The sequence below is a fragment of the Oceanobacillus timonensis genome (genome assembly GCF_900166635.1).
GTDB classification, from domain to species: Bacteria; Bacillota; Bacilli; order Bacillales; family Amphibacillaceae; genus Oceanobacillus; species Oceanobacillus timonensis.
This window is the reverse complement of the sequence record NZ_LT800497.1, coordinates 3,863,150-3,878,711: the sequence shown is the minus strand read 5'-3', so window position 1 is coordinate 3,878,711 and position 15,562 is coordinate 3,863,150. Positions and strand designations below refer to the sequence as shown.

General features: G+C 37.3%; 14 protein-coding genes and 1 riboswitch. Of the genes, 8 read left to right on the top strand and 6 right to left on the bottom strand.

Going from position 1 to position 15,562, the window contains the following annotated elements:
- The first annotated feature begins 24 nt into the window (after positions 1-24).
- Complete coding sequence (gene iolG / locus B7E05_RS19140; RefSeq protein ID WP_080875703.1) at positions 25-1,050, top strand: inositol 2-dehydrogenase; 1,026 nt, start codon at positions 25-27, stop codon at positions 1,048-1,050.
- Positions 1,051-1,130: 80 nt separating this feature from the next.
- Here iolG and B7E05_RS19135 read toward each other — a convergent pair whose 3' ends face one another.
- The 3 genes from B7E05_RS19135 to B7E05_RS19125 all read right to left on the bottom strand — a co-directional run bounded on the left by B7E05_RS19135 (position 1,131) and on the right by B7E05_RS19125 (position 4,707).
- A complete protein-coding gene (locus B7E05_RS19135; RefSeq protein WP_080875702.1) occupies positions 1,131-2,555 on the bottom strand; it encodes a sugar porter family MFS transporter in 1,425 nt (474 codons plus the stop codon).
- Between the two features lie 120 nt (positions 2,556-2,675).
- Positions 2,676-3,572, bottom strand: a complete 897-nt coding sequence (locus B7E05_RS19130) for a sugar phosphate isomerase/epimerase family protein (RefSeq protein WP_080875701.1) — start codon at positions 3,570-3,572, stop codon at positions 2,676-2,678.
- A gap of 13 nt (positions 3,573-3,585) precedes the next feature.
- Positions 3,586-4,707 carry a Gfo/Idh/MocA family protein gene (locus tag B7E05_RS19125; protein ID WP_080875700.1) on the bottom strand — a complete coding sequence of 374 codons (1,122 nt, stop codon included), beginning with the start codon at positions 4,705-4,707 and terminating at the stop codon, positions 3,586-3,588.
- Positions 4,708-4,922: 215 nt separating this feature from the next.
- Between B7E05_RS19125 and B7E05_RS19120 the strand changes: the two genes are divergently transcribed.
- Positions 4,923-5,762: an AraC family transcriptional regulator gene (locus B7E05_RS19120; protein WP_245833174.1), complete on the top strand. Its 840-nt coding sequence runs from the start codon at positions 4,923-4,925 to the stop codon at positions 5,760-5,762.
- 101 nt (positions 5,763-5,863) lie between these two features.
- A complete protein-coding gene (locus tag B7E05_RS19115; protein ID WP_080875699.1) occupies positions 5,864-7,795 on the top strand; it encodes a fructose-1,6-bisphosphatase in 1,932 nt (643 codons plus the stop codon).
- Positions 7,796-7,868: 73 nt separating this feature from the next.
- Here B7E05_RS19115 and B7E05_RS19110 read toward each other — a convergent pair whose 3' ends face one another.
- Entirely contained in the window at positions 7,869-9,098 is a 1,230-nt protein-coding gene (locus tag B7E05_RS19110; RefSeq protein ID WP_080875698.1) for a CynX/NimT family MFS transporter, read from the bottom strand.
- Between the two features lie 267 nt (positions 9,099-9,365).
- Positions 9,366-9,575, bottom strand: a complete 210-nt coding sequence (locus B7E05_RS19105; RefSeq protein ID WP_080875697.1) for a zinc ribbon domain-containing protein — start codon at positions 9,573-9,575, stop codon at positions 9,366-9,368.
- Between the two features lie 287 nt (positions 9,576-9,862).
- On the opposite strand from B7E05_RS19105, the gene B7E05_RS19100 reads away from it, so the two are divergent.
- Complete coding sequence (locus B7E05_RS19100) at positions 9,863-10,726, top strand: YitT family protein (RefSeq protein WP_080875696.1); 864 nt, start codon at positions 9,863-9,865, stop codon at positions 10,724-10,726.
- Positions 10,727-10,955: 229 nt separating this feature from the next.
- On the opposite strand, the gene B7E05_RS19095 is transcribed toward B7E05_RS19100, so the two are convergent.
- A complete protein-coding gene (locus tag B7E05_RS19095; RefSeq protein WP_080875695.1) occupies positions 10,956-11,258 on the bottom strand; it encodes a hypothetical protein in 303 nt (100 codons plus the stop codon).
- A 338-nt stretch (positions 11,259-11,596) separates the two neighbouring features.
- Positions 11,597-11,697: riboswitch (SAM riboswitch) on the top strand.
- Positions 11,698-11,812: 115 nt separating this feature from the next.
- Here B7E05_RS19095 and B7E05_RS19090 point away from each other — a divergent pair.
- The 4 genes from B7E05_RS19090 to B7E05_RS19075 all read left to right on the top strand — a co-directional run bounded on the left by B7E05_RS19090 (position 11,813) and on the right by B7E05_RS19075 (position 15,549).
- Positions 11,813-12,865: a homocysteine S-methyltransferase family protein gene (locus tag B7E05_RS19090; RefSeq protein WP_080875694.1), complete on the top strand. Its 1,053-nt coding sequence runs from the start codon at positions 11,813-11,815 to the stop codon at positions 12,863-12,865.
- Positions 12,866-12,891: 26 nt separating this feature from the next.
- On the top strand, positions 12,892-13,641 hold the full coding sequence (locus B7E05_RS19085) for a cyclase family protein (protein ID WP_080875693.1): 750 nt from the start codon (positions 12,892-12,894) through the stop codon (positions 13,639-13,641).
- Between the two features lie 36 nt (positions 13,642-13,677).
- Positions 13,678-14,784 (top strand): 5-methyltetrahydropteroyltriglutamate--homocysteine S-methyltransferase, encoded by a 1,107-nt coding sequence (locus B7E05_RS19080; RefSeq protein ID WP_080875692.1) that lies wholly within the window; start codon positions 13,678-13,680, stop codon positions 14,782-14,784.
- A gap of 180 nt (positions 14,785-14,964) precedes the next feature.
- Positions 14,965-15,549, top strand: a complete 585-nt coding sequence (locus B7E05_RS19075) for a histidine phosphatase family protein (protein WP_080876374.1) — start codon at positions 14,965-14,967, stop codon at positions 15,547-15,549.
- The last annotated feature ends 13 nt before the right edge of the window (positions 15,550-15,562 follow it).

The window sequence follows — 15,562 nt, the reverse complement described above, 5'->3', positions numbered from 1 at the left end:
ATATAAAAAGGAGAATGTTTTATTATGGATAAATTAACCGTTGCTGTTATTGGAGCCGGCCGTATTGGTCAGCTGCATATTGGGAATATGTTGAAATCGGATCTTTATCAATTAAAGGCGATATCTGATGTTTATATCGACCACTTAAAAGGAAGTCAACTAGAAGATAGCGGGGTACTAATTACTAAAAATACAGATGATATTTTCCAAGACCCAGAAATTGATGCCGTTTTCATTTGTTCAAGTACAGATACACATGCTGATTATATTGTTCAGGCGGCCAGAGCTAAAAAGCATGTTTTCTGTGAAAAGCCGATTAGTTTTAATGAAGAAGAGACAAGAAGCGCGTTAGAGGCTGTTAAGAAAAATAATGTGAATTTACAAATTGGTTTTAATCGTCGCTTTGATAAGCATTTCTCAAAAGTACACCATGCTGTAATGGAAGGAAACATCGGTACTCCACAAATTATAAAAATCACATCCAGAGATCCGCAAGCTCCGGCGATTGAATATGTTAAACGCTCAGGAGGGATGTTTATGGACATGACGATTCATGACTTCGATATGGCTAGGTATTTAAGTAATAGCGAAGTTGTTGACGTAACTGTAAAAGCAGATAACTTAATTGATCCTGAAATTGGAAAATGTGATGATGTCGATACAGCGATTATTCTTTTAACCTTTGAAAATGGAGCTATCGGGGTTATTGATAATAGCAGGCAAGCTGTTTATGGCTATGACCAGCGAATTGAAGTTTTTGGAAATAAGGGACTGGTATCTGCGGATAATGAAGAGATCACAAATGTACGTATCGCTAATGAAGTGGGAACGTCAATCGATCCATTAAAGAATTTCTTTCTTGATCGTTATCATGAAGCATATGAGAAAGAAATTGAATCCTTTGCAGCATCGATTCTTCAAAATAAATCACTTGTTTGCAGTGGAGATGATGGACAGAAAGCAGAACTACTGGCAAAAGCTGCTGAAATGTCGCATTTGGAACAACGAACCGTTAAACTTGCTGAATTAGAAGAACAGGCAACTGTATAACTGTATAAAACAAAAATAGCTGTCGCAAAATGCTTGTGCATTGGACGACAGCTATTTTTGTTAGAAGTTGCTACACGGATTTACATTATTACTTTTTTCTTTGAACTTTTATTATCAATCCAAATATTTTCTAACTCTTCTAACGTTTTTCCTTTTGTTTCTGGTACAAATTTCCAAATGAATACTGCAGCAAGCAAGCTTAATACTGCATAGATAGAAAATGCCATACCACCTAAAATATCTTGAATTGCGGGAAAGGTGGAAGAAACAGTCAAGTTTGCAACCCAGTGTAATGCTGTTGCTATTGATACAGCCTGTCCACGAATACGGTTTGGAAAGATTTCTGACACTACTACCCATGTGGCAACACCCCATGTTAACTGAAAGCTGGCAGCAAATAAAAGTACAAAAATTAAGGTGGAAATACCAAAAATTTCAAAGTATGCTAAAATTGCAACCATAAATAAGTTAAAGGCACAAAGGATAGATCCGCCTATTAGCATTGGTTTTCTACCAATACTGTCGATTAGTAAAATAGCCAGCGCTTGGAAAACCACATTAACAATACCAACAATTACCGTTTGAAACATGGAAGCAGACTGTCCAGCTCCTAACTCTTCAAAGATACGAGGAGCATAGTAAAGAATAACATTGATTCCAATTAATTGCTGGAAGATTGCAACCATAATGCCGACAAATAGTACTAACTTGCCGTAAGTAAAGATATTGGTCTTTTTAGTTCCTTCTAATCGAAATGATTCCTTAATATCTACTAATATAGCTTTTGCTTTTTCATTTGATCCGTTCACTTTGGCAAGTACCATAGCTGCTTTATCATAATCCTGTTTTAATGCTAAATATCTTGGTGTTTCTGGTACGAATAACAATAAAAAGAAAAATAGCAAGGCAGGAACTAATTCGGATAAAAGCATATATCTCCAACCAATATCATCAATCCAAGTAAGTGATTGACCAGAAGTGATATTCATATTTACGATATAAATAATAAGGGCTCCAATACCTATAGATAATGTGTACAAGGAAACATATTTACCACGACTTTGCTTTGGTGTTAATTCGCTGATATATACAGGAGCAATTGCTGATCCAATACCAACTCCGATACCACCAATAATACGGTAGAGGTTAAACATTAATAATAGCCCAGGTGACGATTCATCTCTTGTAAAGAACAGAATTTCTGGATAGGCACTAGTAAAGGCAGATATAGAAAAGAGGATAGCGGCCAAGATTAACGTTTTTTTTCTGCCAATCTTATTTGCCAAGAATCCAGATATAAATCCGCCAATAATACAACCTATTAAAGAGCTTGATACTGTAAAACCATGTGTAAAGGATCCTAAACCAAGTGGTTCAATCATATACCGTTGAATAGACTGCTCTGCCCCAGAAATAACAGCTGTATCATATCCAAATAACAACCCTGCTAAGGCTATAATCGGTACAACTGATAGAATATATCGATTATTCTTTGGTTGGCTCATTTTATTTCCTCCCATGTTAAAACGCCACAATAACTAAACGATTAAATTTGAAAAAAAGACATCATGAAGTAAATGTTATCTTGAGTCCTCATGATATCTTTCTCAAGGATAGTTTTAACTTTATTTAGTCAGCGCTTTCTTTTTTATCAAATCATCTACATAGTGAAAAGTTCTTTTCGCAATAGGATAAGGTTTATTAAATGGAGCAGGGTACATGTCCTGCTCGACAACTGCCCATCCCTCAAAATCAATATCCTTTAAAACATCGATAAATGCTTCAAAGTCAACAACCCCTTTTTCCGGTTCACACATAATATCTTTACTGACTGCTTTCGCAAAAGACCAGTTTTCCTTCTGCATCTTTTCTCTTACTTCTAAATCACAGTTCTTAATATGAAGGTATGGAATACGTTCGTGGTATTTTCGCATAAATTCAACAGAATCACCGTCCATATAGGCATGATGCCCTGTGTCCAGACAAAGGTTCACATCACTATCTTGAAGTAACTTTTCAATCTGTTCCTCAGTTTCAATATGACTTTGTGCATGCGGATGAAAGACAACTTCTAAATCATATTTCTTCTTTGCATAGTCTTTGATTTTATCTACATTATTAACGAATTGTTTCCATTCTTTATCATTTAATTTAGGTAAACGGACCAACTCTCCCGTAAATAAATCCGTATAACAATCATCAATTAAAACAACATACTTTGCTGTTGGAAATTTTAATTGCAACTCGCTCATATTATCCAATTGCTGGATTAAATCATCTGTTCTTGATTTAGATGTTAAATCCCCAACCAATGTTGTTGCTACTAATTTTAGGTTCCGCCTGTCTAATTCCTGTTTTAGTTTATTATATTCATTTGGAAGATAACCCCAAGGACCGAGCTCCAGACCGCTGTACCCAGCCTCAGACATCTCATCTAAACAACGTTCCCACGGTATTTGTTTTTCATTTTCTGTAAACCATACGCCCCATGAATCTGGTGCAGAACCTAATTTAATATTCATACATCATTCCTCCTTATAGTTGAACCCAATTTTGCTGCTTTGCAGATTTTAGAATAGCGCTTACTGTTTTATCAATAGTTGCTCCAAATGCAAAATCACATGTATATTCAGTGTTTTTTGTAACTGCAGATAATAATTCATGTGTCTCCAATATTTTCATATCGTTGAACCCCATGGAAATTCCTGCAGCAGGATAAAAAGCGCTATATCCTTTATGTGTAGGACCTAAAAATATAGTACGGAATCCCCGATCTGCTTCATTATCTGAAGTGAAATAGACGTTTACTTCATTCATTCTTTCTAGTGTATAGTGCACAGATCCTTTTGTGCCCTGTATTTCATAAGCTAAATGATTCTTGCGACCAGAAGCGATTCTACTTGAAGAAATCGTTCCAATAGCACCATTCTCATAGATTGCTAGAAGTGAAATAACATCATCGTTTTCTACTTTTTGTAATTTATCAGAACCTGCTTTAGTTGGGCGTTCTTTAATAACTGTTTTTGATAAAGCATTTACACTTTCGATGTTACCTAATATAATTTGTGAAACACTAAGTAAATGTGAGCCTAAATCCCCGATTGCACCTGAACCGGAAAATTTATTAATATGTCTCCATGAAATTGGAAGAGATTCATCTAGTAAAGAATCTTGATCATAAGTTCCGGTAAATTTAACAATCTTGCCAAGTTTTCCTGATTCGACAAGGTCTTTTATATAAGCACTCGCAGGATTCATTACATTATTATAGCCAACGTAATTAACTACACCTTTTTTATTTGCAAGTTCAGCTAACTCAAGAGATTGATCGGCAGTTAACGTTAAAGGCTTTTCACAATAAGTATGTTTTCCATTTTCTAAAGCAGCTTTAGCAATATCATAGTGAAAAGCGTTTGGAGTTGCGATATCGACTATGTCAACGTTTTCATCTGTAACAATATCTTTCCAATCTGTAGTATATCTTGAAAAACCGAGCTGATCGCAAGCTACCTGAGCTGCTTCCTCATTTACATCAGATACGACTTCGAATATTGGTTTACCATATTCAGGTCCGAAAATCATTAAAGCGTTTACAAATGAGTTAGTATGAGTTTTTCCCATCCATCCAGCACCTATAAGTCCAATTTTCACATTCATTTAAATTACCTCCTATAAAATTTTGGTTAAGTTTTTGTAAACTTTATTGCATTTAGAATTCTATTATAGTTTTTAGGACAAGTCATTAGTTAATATTGCTATAAAATTTAAGAATCTTGCTTTCGTCTGTTTCTTGGATTATTCTAATGACATATTTTAAAATATATCTTAAAGCGCTTTATTTATTAATGAAATTGATATGCGGGAGGGAGCTTATGAATATAAAAGATGAAGGTGTTTTAAAGCCATCTAGACAATATTTTGCTATGACAAATGATTTTGCCAAAAAAGCTCTATATTATGTGATTAATTCAGGTAAATATTATTCTACAAAAAAATATCAAGTTAAACGGGAAGAATTAGCAAGCTTTTTATTTATTTATATTAAAGAAGGTCAATTTTACCTTCAATATAAAGGTCGTTCGTTTATTGTTCCTGAAAATTCTTTTATTTTTTTAGACTGTCAATATCCTCACATGTATAAAGCCAATACTAACAATACAAGATTTGATTGGTTTCATTTTTCTGGAAACTCAAGTAAGGAATACTTTGATTTGTTATATTCTAAAAATGGATGCGTCTATGAATTGTATGACGATCACATTTTGATAAGTTATATGGAGAGAATTATTAAAATGATGGAACAAGATAATATGGAGGAACATCTCGCTTCGATTTATATTCAGCAAATTTTATATGAACTGAATCAATATTCTAATCTATCTAATCAGCTGATGGAAAATAAAATAAAACAAGCAATTGCCTTTATAGAAGATGTATTTCAAAAAGATATTAAGCTGGATGATATTGCGAATCATGTATATTTAAGCCCATATTATTTTTCAAGAATGTTTAAAAAACTGATGGATAGCTCACCGATTCAATATTTGATTAATTATCGGGTGAATCATGCTAAAAAATTGTTACATCATACCAATCTATCAATTGAAGAAATTGCAGTTGAATGTGGGTTTAACAGTACTTCTCATTTTATAACTACCTTTAAGAAAAACGTGAATATTTCTCCCAAGCAATTTAGAGCTATCTTTTTTTAGGAAGAAATTATTGCTGTAACTTGTTATAACTGCAACTCCCAACCAAATGTGCTATACTATTTTAAAAATAATACGGCATATTCCGAAGGGGGAATGTAAAGGTGGACACAAAATACCTTGATTTATTAGCGGAAAAATTTGATAGTGAAGAAAAAGTAGTAACAGAACTTATCAATTTAGAATCAATTCTGGATCTGCCTAAAGGAACAGAGCATTTTGTAAGTGATTTGCATGGGGAGTACCAAGCTTTCCAGCATGTTTTACGAAATGGCTCCGGGAAGGTAAGAGAGAAGATAAATGATATTTTTAAAGATACATTGTCAGAGGAAGATATTAATGATTTCGCGGCACTTGTCTATTATCCGGAAGAAAAGCTGAAACTGATTAGACATCAATTCAATTCAAAGCAGGACTTAGATGATTGGTATGCAGAGAAAATTCAGCATATGATTCATCTGATAGCCTATGCTTCCTCTAAATATACGCGTTCTAAGCTTCGTAAGGCGTTGCCGGAGCATTTTGTGTTTATTATTGAAGAGCTGTTGTATAAAACAGATGAATATACGAATAAGCGGCCTTATTATGATAAAATTATTGAAAAGATTATCTCGCTTGGTCAGGCTGAAAAACTGATTATCGGTTTGTCGTATACTACCCAGCGTCTGGTAGTCGACCACTTGCATGTGGTTGGGGATATCTACGACCGTGGGCCAGAGCCGGATAAAATTATGGATACCTTGATTAATCATCATTCCGTTGATATACAATGGGGGAACCATGATGTGCTGTGGATTGGCGCGTACGCCGGCTCCAAAGTGTGTCTGGCGAACATTATCCGAATTTGTGCGCGTTACGATAATTTGGATATCATAGAAGATGCGTATGGTATTAATCTGCGCCCGTTACTTACTTTAGCAGAGAAATATTATGATGATAATTCTGCTTTCCGTCCGAAGAAGAATCCGGATCAGGAAAACTCTGATCAGGAAAAAATGCAGATTACTAAGATTCATCAGGCAATCGCCATGATTCAATTCAAATTGGAAAGTCCAATTATTAAACGCCGGCCTTTCTTCAATATGGAAGAAAGACTAGTATTGGAGAAAACCGATTACGAGAAACAGGAAATTACGGTTTATGGAAAAACATACACGTTGGAAAATACTTGTTTTTCTACTATTGACCCTGCTGATCCGGCCAAGCTGTTGCCAGAAGAGGAAGAAGTTATCGACAAGTTGTTGCTCTCTGTACAACAATCAGAGAAGTTGAAAAGACATATGAATTTCTTAATGAAAAAAGGAAATCTGTATCTCAAATATAATGGTAATCTGTTGATTCATGGCTGTATGCCAGTCGATAAAAACGGCGATATGGAACCGATGTGGATTGAAGATCGAGCGTACAAAGGAAGAGAACTGCTGGATAAATTTGAATCCTATTTGCGTGATGCTTTTGCAGATAAAGAGACAACGGATGATTTGGCAACAGATATGGTTTGGTATTTATGGACAGGAGAATATTCCTCTCTCTTTGGAAAACGGGCGATGACGACGTTTGAACGTTACTTTATTTCTGACAAGACGTCCCATAAAGAGGAAAAAAACCCATATTATTATTTACGTGAAAATGTAGATATGTGCCATAAAGTGCTGGAAGAATTTGATTTGGATCCCGAACAGGGGCACATTATTAACGGTCATACGCCGGTAAAAGAAATTGACGGGGAGAATCCGATCAAAGCGAATGGGAAAATGATTGTTATTGACGGCGGATTTTCAAAAGCATATCAATCTACTACCGGAATTGCCGGTTATACCTTATTATATAATTCATTTGGTATGCAGCTCGTTGCCCACCAGCATTTTAATTCTAAAGAGGATGTTGTTTTAAATGGAGCAGATGTCTTATCTGTTCGGCGGGTTGTGGACAAAGAACTGGAACGGAAAAAGGTTAGAGAAACCAATATTGGAGCTAAACTGCAAGATGAAATTGATATGCTGAATCAGCTGATGAACTATCGTTATATTAATTGAGAAAAGAAAAAACCAGATGGTCGAAGGAATTTTTCTTCGACCATCTGGTTTTTTGTATAGTTTACATATAAACTTATTTGGCTGCTACTTCTTCTGTTTCAAAAGAAATTTTTTCATCTTTTCCTGCAATAATCCCAAGAAAGGCAATGATTAAGGATGCAGCCATTAAAATAATAAATGGCACAGCCCAGCCTCCCGTTTTATCAGCGATTGTTCCTAGGAACAGCGGGCCTGTAGAAGCGACGATATACCCAACAGATTGCGCCATGCCGGACAATTGCGCCGATTCCATAGCAGAATTGGTGCGTAAAACAAAGAACATCATGGCCATGCTGAACGCGGTCCCGGCACCGACACCGGTTAATATCAGAAAGACAATAATCAGATGGGATGAAGTAAAAGCAACGCCTAATAAGCCAAAGAAAAATAGCAATCCGGCGCTGCAGCCGAGCAGCTGCTGACTCTTCATCCGCCCGGCAAGAATGGGTGCGATAAATGTTGTTGGGATAAGTCCAACTTGATAAATAGCAATTAACCATCCGGCTTCGCTTTCGTCAAACCCTTTTGCAATAAAGATATCCGGGAGCCACGTAAATAAACTATATGGTATGAACGATTGCAGCCCCATGAAAAAGGTGACAGCCCAGGCAATTTTTGATTTGAAAATCGCTTTAGACGGCTGGCTTTTTACGTTGACAAACACTTTTTTATCCGCTGAACGCGCGGCAGGCAAACGCAGTAATAAGACAATAACAGCTGCCAAGGAGAGAAAGCTCCATATTTGCATAGCCTGACGCCAATCGAATCCGGATATGGAAGCAATTGGTACGGAAATACCAGAAGCAAGCGCTCCGAACGCATTCATCGAAACGGAATACACTCCAGTCATGAGTCCCATTCGATAAGGGAAAGTTGACTTAATCAGCCCCGGCATTAGTATATTTCCAACAGCGATAGCCATTCCGGTCAACAAGGTGCCAAAAAGTAAGAGCTCTATTCCGCTATTCGCCCGAATAAATACACCGATAGACAGCACAACCATCGCGATTAATAATGTTATTTCCATCCCGAGTTTGCTGGATATCCTGGGTACAAATGGCGAAAACAAACCGAACGCAAGCAGGGGCATCGTATTTACTAAACCAATCATGCCATTAGAAGCTTCTAATTCTCCGCGGAACAGAGGGATAAGCGGTCCGACAGACGTGATTGGGGAACGTAATGTTGCTGCAATCAGCAAAATAGCCAGGAGTAATAAGAATAGATAGTATCGTTTTGTAAAAGCTTTTTTGGAGAGACGCATATATATATGATTCCTTTGTAATGTATTTTAAAAAATGTATATAGGAAATCATCATATCAAAGGGGATAAGGGAATGTAAAGCTATTTTGAAGATGACAGAAAAAGCATTGTGGTAGTTGTATTGTTATCAAGTCAAGGTGAATAGAAGTACGAACGCATTTCTACAGAAAAAGAAACATGGCGTAAAGAACCATGCTCTTTTTCTGCTTATCAAAATGTTAAAAAAGCAATCTAATTCCGTTAGCTAAACCGACTTGCTGCGAGAAATTATCCTCCGAAAAATAAATCAAAAATGTTACTAGCTGTAGAGCTTTCTGCATTATAAAACTCGGAGTATCCACAATCTTTGCAGAATACGACAGTGAAACGATTATGTTGTACATCAAACATTTTAGATAAGCCGGATCCTGTCATGGAAACATCTTTTGAATCCGCATTTCGGCTTCCACATTTCATACATCCTTCATGATTTTTCATTTCTATCACCTCTTTTAATAGTTACGAATAAATGCATGTATTGGTTTCACCGTTTTTAAACAAATCTTCCACCTTCATAACATTTGAGTTTGAAACAGAGAAGCGTATAATAATTAATATTGAAAAAAATGTATTTATAAGGTTATTTTAAGTGAAATAAGGAAATCTAAGTCTAAGAAGCAATCTAAAACTTCAACGCAAGCAGGAAGGGAAGTAACGGTAAAGCAGACGGACGATTATTTTATTTTACACAATAGCAACAATGCAATAGAAAGAAGGAAAATGTGATGAGTAAAGCGCAATCGAAAATATCGAGAAAGACAATGTTTTTTTTAAGAGGCCTCATTATTGTTATTGGCGGGTTTATTACCGCTTATGGGCTGGAAGCGGTATTGATTCCCAATAGTGTTTCTGACGGTGGGGTTACCGGCCTGAGTATCGTTGGCTCGCAATGGACAGGATTGCCGCTGGGAGTTTTAATTGCTATCTTAAATATTCCATTTATTTACTTAGGATATAAACAAATTGGCAAAGGTTTTGCGTTGTTATCCATCCTCGGAATTGCCTCCCTGGCTATCAGTACAAGTATGATGCATCATATCCCGACGATAGTAGGAATTGAAGGAGATACCTTGCTGGTGACAGTGGTTGGCGGGATTATTATTGGTTTCGGTATGGGGCTTGCACTCCGTAATGGCGGGGCATTGGACGGTATCGATATGTTAGCAGTGCTGTTATCACGTAAGCTCCCCTTTGGAACGAGTGATTTGATTTTATTCCTTAATTTATTTGTGTTTATTGTGGTATCGACAGTATTTGGTTTACGAGGGGCTTTAATGTCAGGAATTGCTTATTTTATTGCTTCGAAAGTCATTCACTTGATTGAAGAAGGTTTGAGCAGTACAAAAGCAGTATATATTATCACCGGCTATGCGGATGAAATGATCAAAGAAATCAGAGACCGTTTAGGACGTAGTTGTACGGTGCAGCATGTAGAAGGCGGATACTCGAAAAAAGAATTCCGACAAGTGAAAAGTATTATAACCCGTTTGGAAGAAAGTCAAATGAAGGAAATTATTCAAGATGTTGATCCGGAGGCATTTATCACGGTTCATGAGGTAACGGAAGTACGATGCGGAAATTTCGATTAAAAGAATGCAAGTAAAAAAGGCAGCCAATGGATGAGCATTGGCTGCCTTGCTGTATATCATGCATTAAGTTCTTGCTCTGAACAATTCCGCGATTGCATGAGAAACCTCGATGCCTTGATAAGTGAATGCGGATAATGCGGTCAGTGCAAAGAATCCAATCACAATAAATCTGAAAATCATCATTTTGTCAACCTCCTCTTTTGAAAGTTTGATTTATTTCAAAAGAGGATTAAACTACGAAATTGGATTGATAGAAAACGGGCGTCATCAGCCGTTTTGTGCGGTTGATACTTACAATCATCGTAAATAAACTAAATGTTCCCAGTAAGAATAAAGCAATGACTAAAGCCGGGTATGTTATAAATGATTTATCTGACTGATCATTTCCGCCCAAGCCTAAGTCTTGAGACATTTGGGTATCAACCAGCATCTCTTGTTCGGTGAGAAGGTAGCTGTGATGTATACCTGAAGATAGTTGTGTGATTGGTAAAATGATAATCATCATAGCAATCATCAAATGTCTATTCAACATCTACGCCCTCCTTCCATTTTCGCTTTCATATAGGATAGCTATCTTTATGTTAGAGAAAAATTTAATTATACCAATATTGAAGAACGATTTCAATATATTAACGTTTATTGATAAGAGCTTAAAGTGTATTATATGCTTATTTTTCAATGCTGTCTATACTTTTTGAACATTTTATGACTTTTTAGCTACAATATCAATGTACCCCATTATAGGGGTTCGTTAAACATATGGCTGGCTGTTATAAACGTTGTATGCTTGAAATATTTTTTAAAAATTCATATTGACAAAGAATTCAAATACATATATAGTTATCTACAACAAATAAATAGCAATACATTTTCTTATCCAGAGAGGTGGAGGGACTGGCCCTTGGAAGCCTCGGCAACAGACTTAGAAAAGAACTGTGCCAATTCCAGTAGCAGAAGCTAGCAGATAAGGAGAGACATTGATATCGTACTCAAACCTCTTCTTTCTGAAAAGAAGAGGTTTTTTCGTGTTTGTATCATCTTATCGGCAGCACATCACAAGTAAAAGTTTATGGGAGGAATGGAGAAATGGCGAAAAGAAGTTTGGAAGAACGTTTAAAACAGGGAACAGTTATTGCAGGGGAAGGATATTTATTTGAACTAGAGCGCAGAGGATACTTACAGGCAGGATCTTTTGTACCGGAAGTAGCATTGGATAATCCGGAAACATTGAAAGCAGTGTACCGTGATTATATGAAAGCAGGATCGGATGTGGTGCTTGCTTTTACATACAACGCACATCGTGAAAAAATGCGCATCATCGGCAAAGAAGATTTATTAGAGCCTTTAAATCGAAATGCTATTAAATTAGCAAAGGAAGTAGCGCAAGAACATCCGACGGAAGAAGCTTTGGTTGCCGGAAACATTTCGAATACCAATATTTTCAATCCGGAAGATCAGGAGTCCAAGAATAAAGTTAGAGCCATGTTTAACGAGATGGCTTCATGGTGTAAAGATGAGGATGTTGACTATATTAACGGGGAAACGTTCTACTATCATGAAGAAGCATTCATTGCGTTAGAAGAAATTAAAAAATATGATCTGCCGGCAGTAATTACCTTGGGATTAATGGGTGAAAATATCTTGCGTGATGGTTACACAGTGGAAGAGTCATGTAAGATTTTAGAAGATAACGGCGCTTTAGTTGTCGGGATGAACTGTTTCCGCGGGCCGGATACGATGCAGCCGTATTTAGAGAAGATTCGTGACAATGTAAATGGATATGTAGGAGCATTGCCGATTCCGTACCGGACAACGGAAGAGAATCCGACATTCTTTAACTTGCCAGATGGAGGGTGCAGCTGTCATTTGCCGACAGAAACCACTTTCCCGACTTCGCTGGATCCGCTTTATCATAACCGTTATGAACTGGCGGAATGGGCGAAAAAAGCACATAGCATCGGTATCAATTACATTGGATTGTGCTGTGGAGCTTCACCGGCAATGCTTCGTGCGGTAGCAGAGGCTGTTGGAATGGAGACAATTAATTCCATTTATTCTCCGGATATGCATAAACATTTCTTATTTGGTGAAGACGATACATTGCAGGATCATATTACAGATTATAAGACAAAAGCTTAAGGTAATAGAGGAGGGGGCAATTTATCATGACAGTTACAAAAGAAAATGAGGTCTTACAAGCGCTTGATATATTGAAAACAAAAACGTGGGTAGACTTAACGCATACATTTGGGCCGAGCTCTCCGCATTTTGCAGCATTTAAGGATGCCGAGTTTGAAACATTATACACGCATGATGACGGTTTTTTTGCACAGCAATTCAGCGTTTCCGGACAATATGGCACGCATATTGATGCGCCCATCCATTTCGTTCGTGATCAGCGCTATTTAGAAGAATTAGACTTAAAAGAAGTTGTCCTCCCGCTTGTTGTGATTGATAAATCGGAAGCTGTCGGGGAGAATCATGATTATATTTTAACGGTGGAAGATATTTTAGCTTTTGAAGAAATACATGGAAAAATTGAAGCGGGCACATTTGTAGCATTGCGGACGGATTGGAGCAAACGCTGGCCGGATAGAGAAACATTTGAGAATAAGGATGCAAATGGAGACAGTCATTTACCCGGATGGGGATTGGATGCGCTGCAATTCTTGTTTGAAGAAAGACAGATTAAAGCAGTAGGACATGAAACGTTTGATACCGATGCAGCTGTCGATGCCAGAAAAAATGGGTCTTTAATCGGCGAGTATTATGTGCTGGAACAAGATACATTTCAAGTGGAACTTTTAACAAATTTGGATCAATTACCAGCGAAGGGTGCGGTCATCTTTAACATTAGTCCGAAACCTGAAAAAGCAAGTGGTTTTCCAGTTCGTTCATTTGCCATTTTGCCATAAGTATTCATAATTACTAAAAAGAGGAGAAGGAATAAAATGACAAAAACAGCAGTAAAAGCACCATTTCGTGCCGATCATGTTGGGAGTTTATTACGACCGGAACGTATTCACCAGGCTCGAAAGAATTTTCAAGAAGAGGCTATTTCTAAAGAAGAACTTCATCAAATTGAAACGGAAGAAATTAAGCGTGCTGTAGATAAGCAAATCGAAGTTGGTTTAAGTGCGGTGACAGATGGAGAATTCAGACGCCGTTTCTGGCATACCGATTTTCAGGAGCATTTAAATGGTGTGGAAGGGTATGTGCCGGACCAAGGTTTTGTCTTTGTTGGAGAAGAAACAGAACGCTATAACGTACGTGTAACAGGAAAGGTTTCTTTTAATCCGGATCATCCGCATGTAAAAGAGTTTGTGGAATTTAAAGAGATTGTTGGTGATCGTGCGATTGCGAAACAAACGATTCCAAGTCCGAATCAATTATTTGCGAAAGGAATTGTTAATTCGGAAGTTTATCCAAATCTGGAAGAATTTGCAGAAGATGTCATCCAAACATATCGAGACGCGATTAAAGCTTTTTATGATGCAGGGTGCCGTTACTTGCAGCTGGATGATGTATACATTGCAGGATTGAATGTAGAGAATTTCCCGACAACCGAAGATGGAAAAGACCGTCAGTATTTTATTGATTTAGCACTGCATGTATTAAACAGCGTATTAGAAGACAAACCGGAAGATTTAACCATTACTACCCATCTTTGCCGTGGAAATTATCGTTCGAAATGGGCTTTTGAAGGCAGTTATGCAAAAATAGCTCCAACTTTATTTGCAAAAGAAAAAGTAGACGGGTTCTTCCTGGAATATGATGATGATCGTTCCGGCGGGTTTGAGCCGCTTCAATACATTCCGGACGGCGGACCACGCGTCGTGTTGGGTGTCTTTACTTCGAAATATGGTGAATTAGAAGATAAAGAAAATATTAAAGCAAGGATAAAAGAGGCATCGCAGTATGTTCCGAAAAATCAATTATGTATCAGTCCGCAATGCGGCTTTGCATCCACGCATCATGGCAATTTGTTGACGGAGGAAGATCAATGGAACAAGTTAAAATATATTGTAGATACAGCCAGAGAAGTCTGGGGAGAGTAAAAAGAAACAACGCGTAATCACATTGTATGGAAACAAAAGAAACAGTTAAAACAGGCTAAGGGAGATTGGAACCCTCAGCCTGTTTTTATTGCGAAAAAACACAAGTTAATAGATAAACAGGCAGAAATAGTGCTAGAATAGGATTAATGAGAAAAATAGTTCGAAAGTGGGGAAATGGCTTTGACAGAGATTTGTATGATACGGCATGGGGAGACCGATTGGAATAAAGAAAAAAGAATTCAGGGAAAGACAGATATTCCTTTAAATAAAACAGGAGAATCACAAGCGAAAGTTTGCTGCGCGGCTGCGGAAAAATTTGAACCGACCGTACTCATTACCAGTCCATTAGCGCGTGCTAAGGTAACAGCAGAAATTATTAACAAGGACTTAGGATTGCCTTTGCATGAAATGCCTGATTTTGTAGAACGTTCTTATGGTGATGCGGAAGGAATGGACATAGCGGATAGAAACCGCTATTTTCCTGATCGGGAAATGATTCCGAATGTAGAAACATTTGAAGCGTTAAAGGAAAGAGCGATGAAGGGGCTAGAAGAAGTTTGTGAAAAGTACCCTGGGGAGCGTGTTCTGATTGTTTCCCATGGTGCATTAATTAATGCCCTTTTGTCTATTATTTCAAAAGAGAAGTTAGGAACAGGGATTACATTTCTTCAAAATACATCCATGACAACATTTGCTTGTGAACATGGGGAATGGCGTGTCGTGGATTATAATAATACAAATCATCTTGCAGCTGTGAATGAGTAGTTGCTGTGTAAAA

What these genes read in the sequence shown, in the direction of transcription:
- iolG (WP_080875703.1), top strand. Translation starts at nt 25, where the DNA reads ATGGATAAATTAACCGTTGCTGTTATTGGAGCCGGCCGTATTGGTCAG.
- B7E05_RS19135 (WP_080875702.1), bottom strand. Translation starts at nt 2,555, where the DNA reads ATGAGCCAACCAAAGAATAATCGATATATTCTATCAGTTGTACCGATT.
- B7E05_RS19130 (WP_080875701.1), bottom strand. Translation starts at nt 3,572, where the DNA reads ATGAATATTAAATTAGGTTCTGCACCAGATTCATGGGGCGTATGGTTT.
- B7E05_RS19125 (WP_080875700.1), bottom strand. Translation starts at nt 4,707, where the DNA reads ATGAATGTGAAAATTGGACTTATAGGTGCTGGATGGATGGGAAAAACT.
- B7E05_RS19120 (WP_245833174.1), top strand. Translation starts at nt 4,923, where the DNA reads ATGAATATAAAAGATGAAGGTGTTTTAAAGCCATCTAGACAATATTTT.
- B7E05_RS19110 (WP_080875698.1), bottom strand. Translation starts at nt 9,098, where the DNA reads ATGCGTCTCTCCAAAAAAGCTTTTACAAAACGATACTATCTATTCTTA.
- B7E05_RS19105 (WP_080875697.1), bottom strand. Translation starts at nt 9,575, where the DNA reads ATGAAAAATCATGAAGGATGTATGAAATGTGGAAGCCGAAATGCGGAT.
- B7E05_RS19100 (WP_080875696.1), top strand. Translation starts at nt 9,863, where the DNA reads ATGAGTAAAGCGCAATCGAAAATATCGAGAAAGACAATGTTTTTTTTA.
- B7E05_RS19095 (WP_080875695.1), bottom strand. Translation starts at nt 11,258, where the DNA reads ATGTTGAATAGACATTTGATGATTGCTATGATGATTATCATTTTACCA.
- B7E05_RS19090 (WP_080875694.1), top strand. Translation starts at nt 11,813, where the DNA reads ATGGCGAAAAGAAGTTTGGAAGAACGTTTAAAACAGGGAACAGTTATT.
- B7E05_RS19085 (WP_080875693.1), top strand. Translation starts at nt 12,892, where the DNA reads ATGACAGTTACAAAAGAAAATGAGGTCTTACAAGCGCTTGATATATTG.
- B7E05_RS19080 (WP_080875692.1), top strand. Translation starts at nt 13,678, where the DNA reads ATGACAAAAACAGCAGTAAAAGCACCATTTCGTGCCGATCATGTTGGG.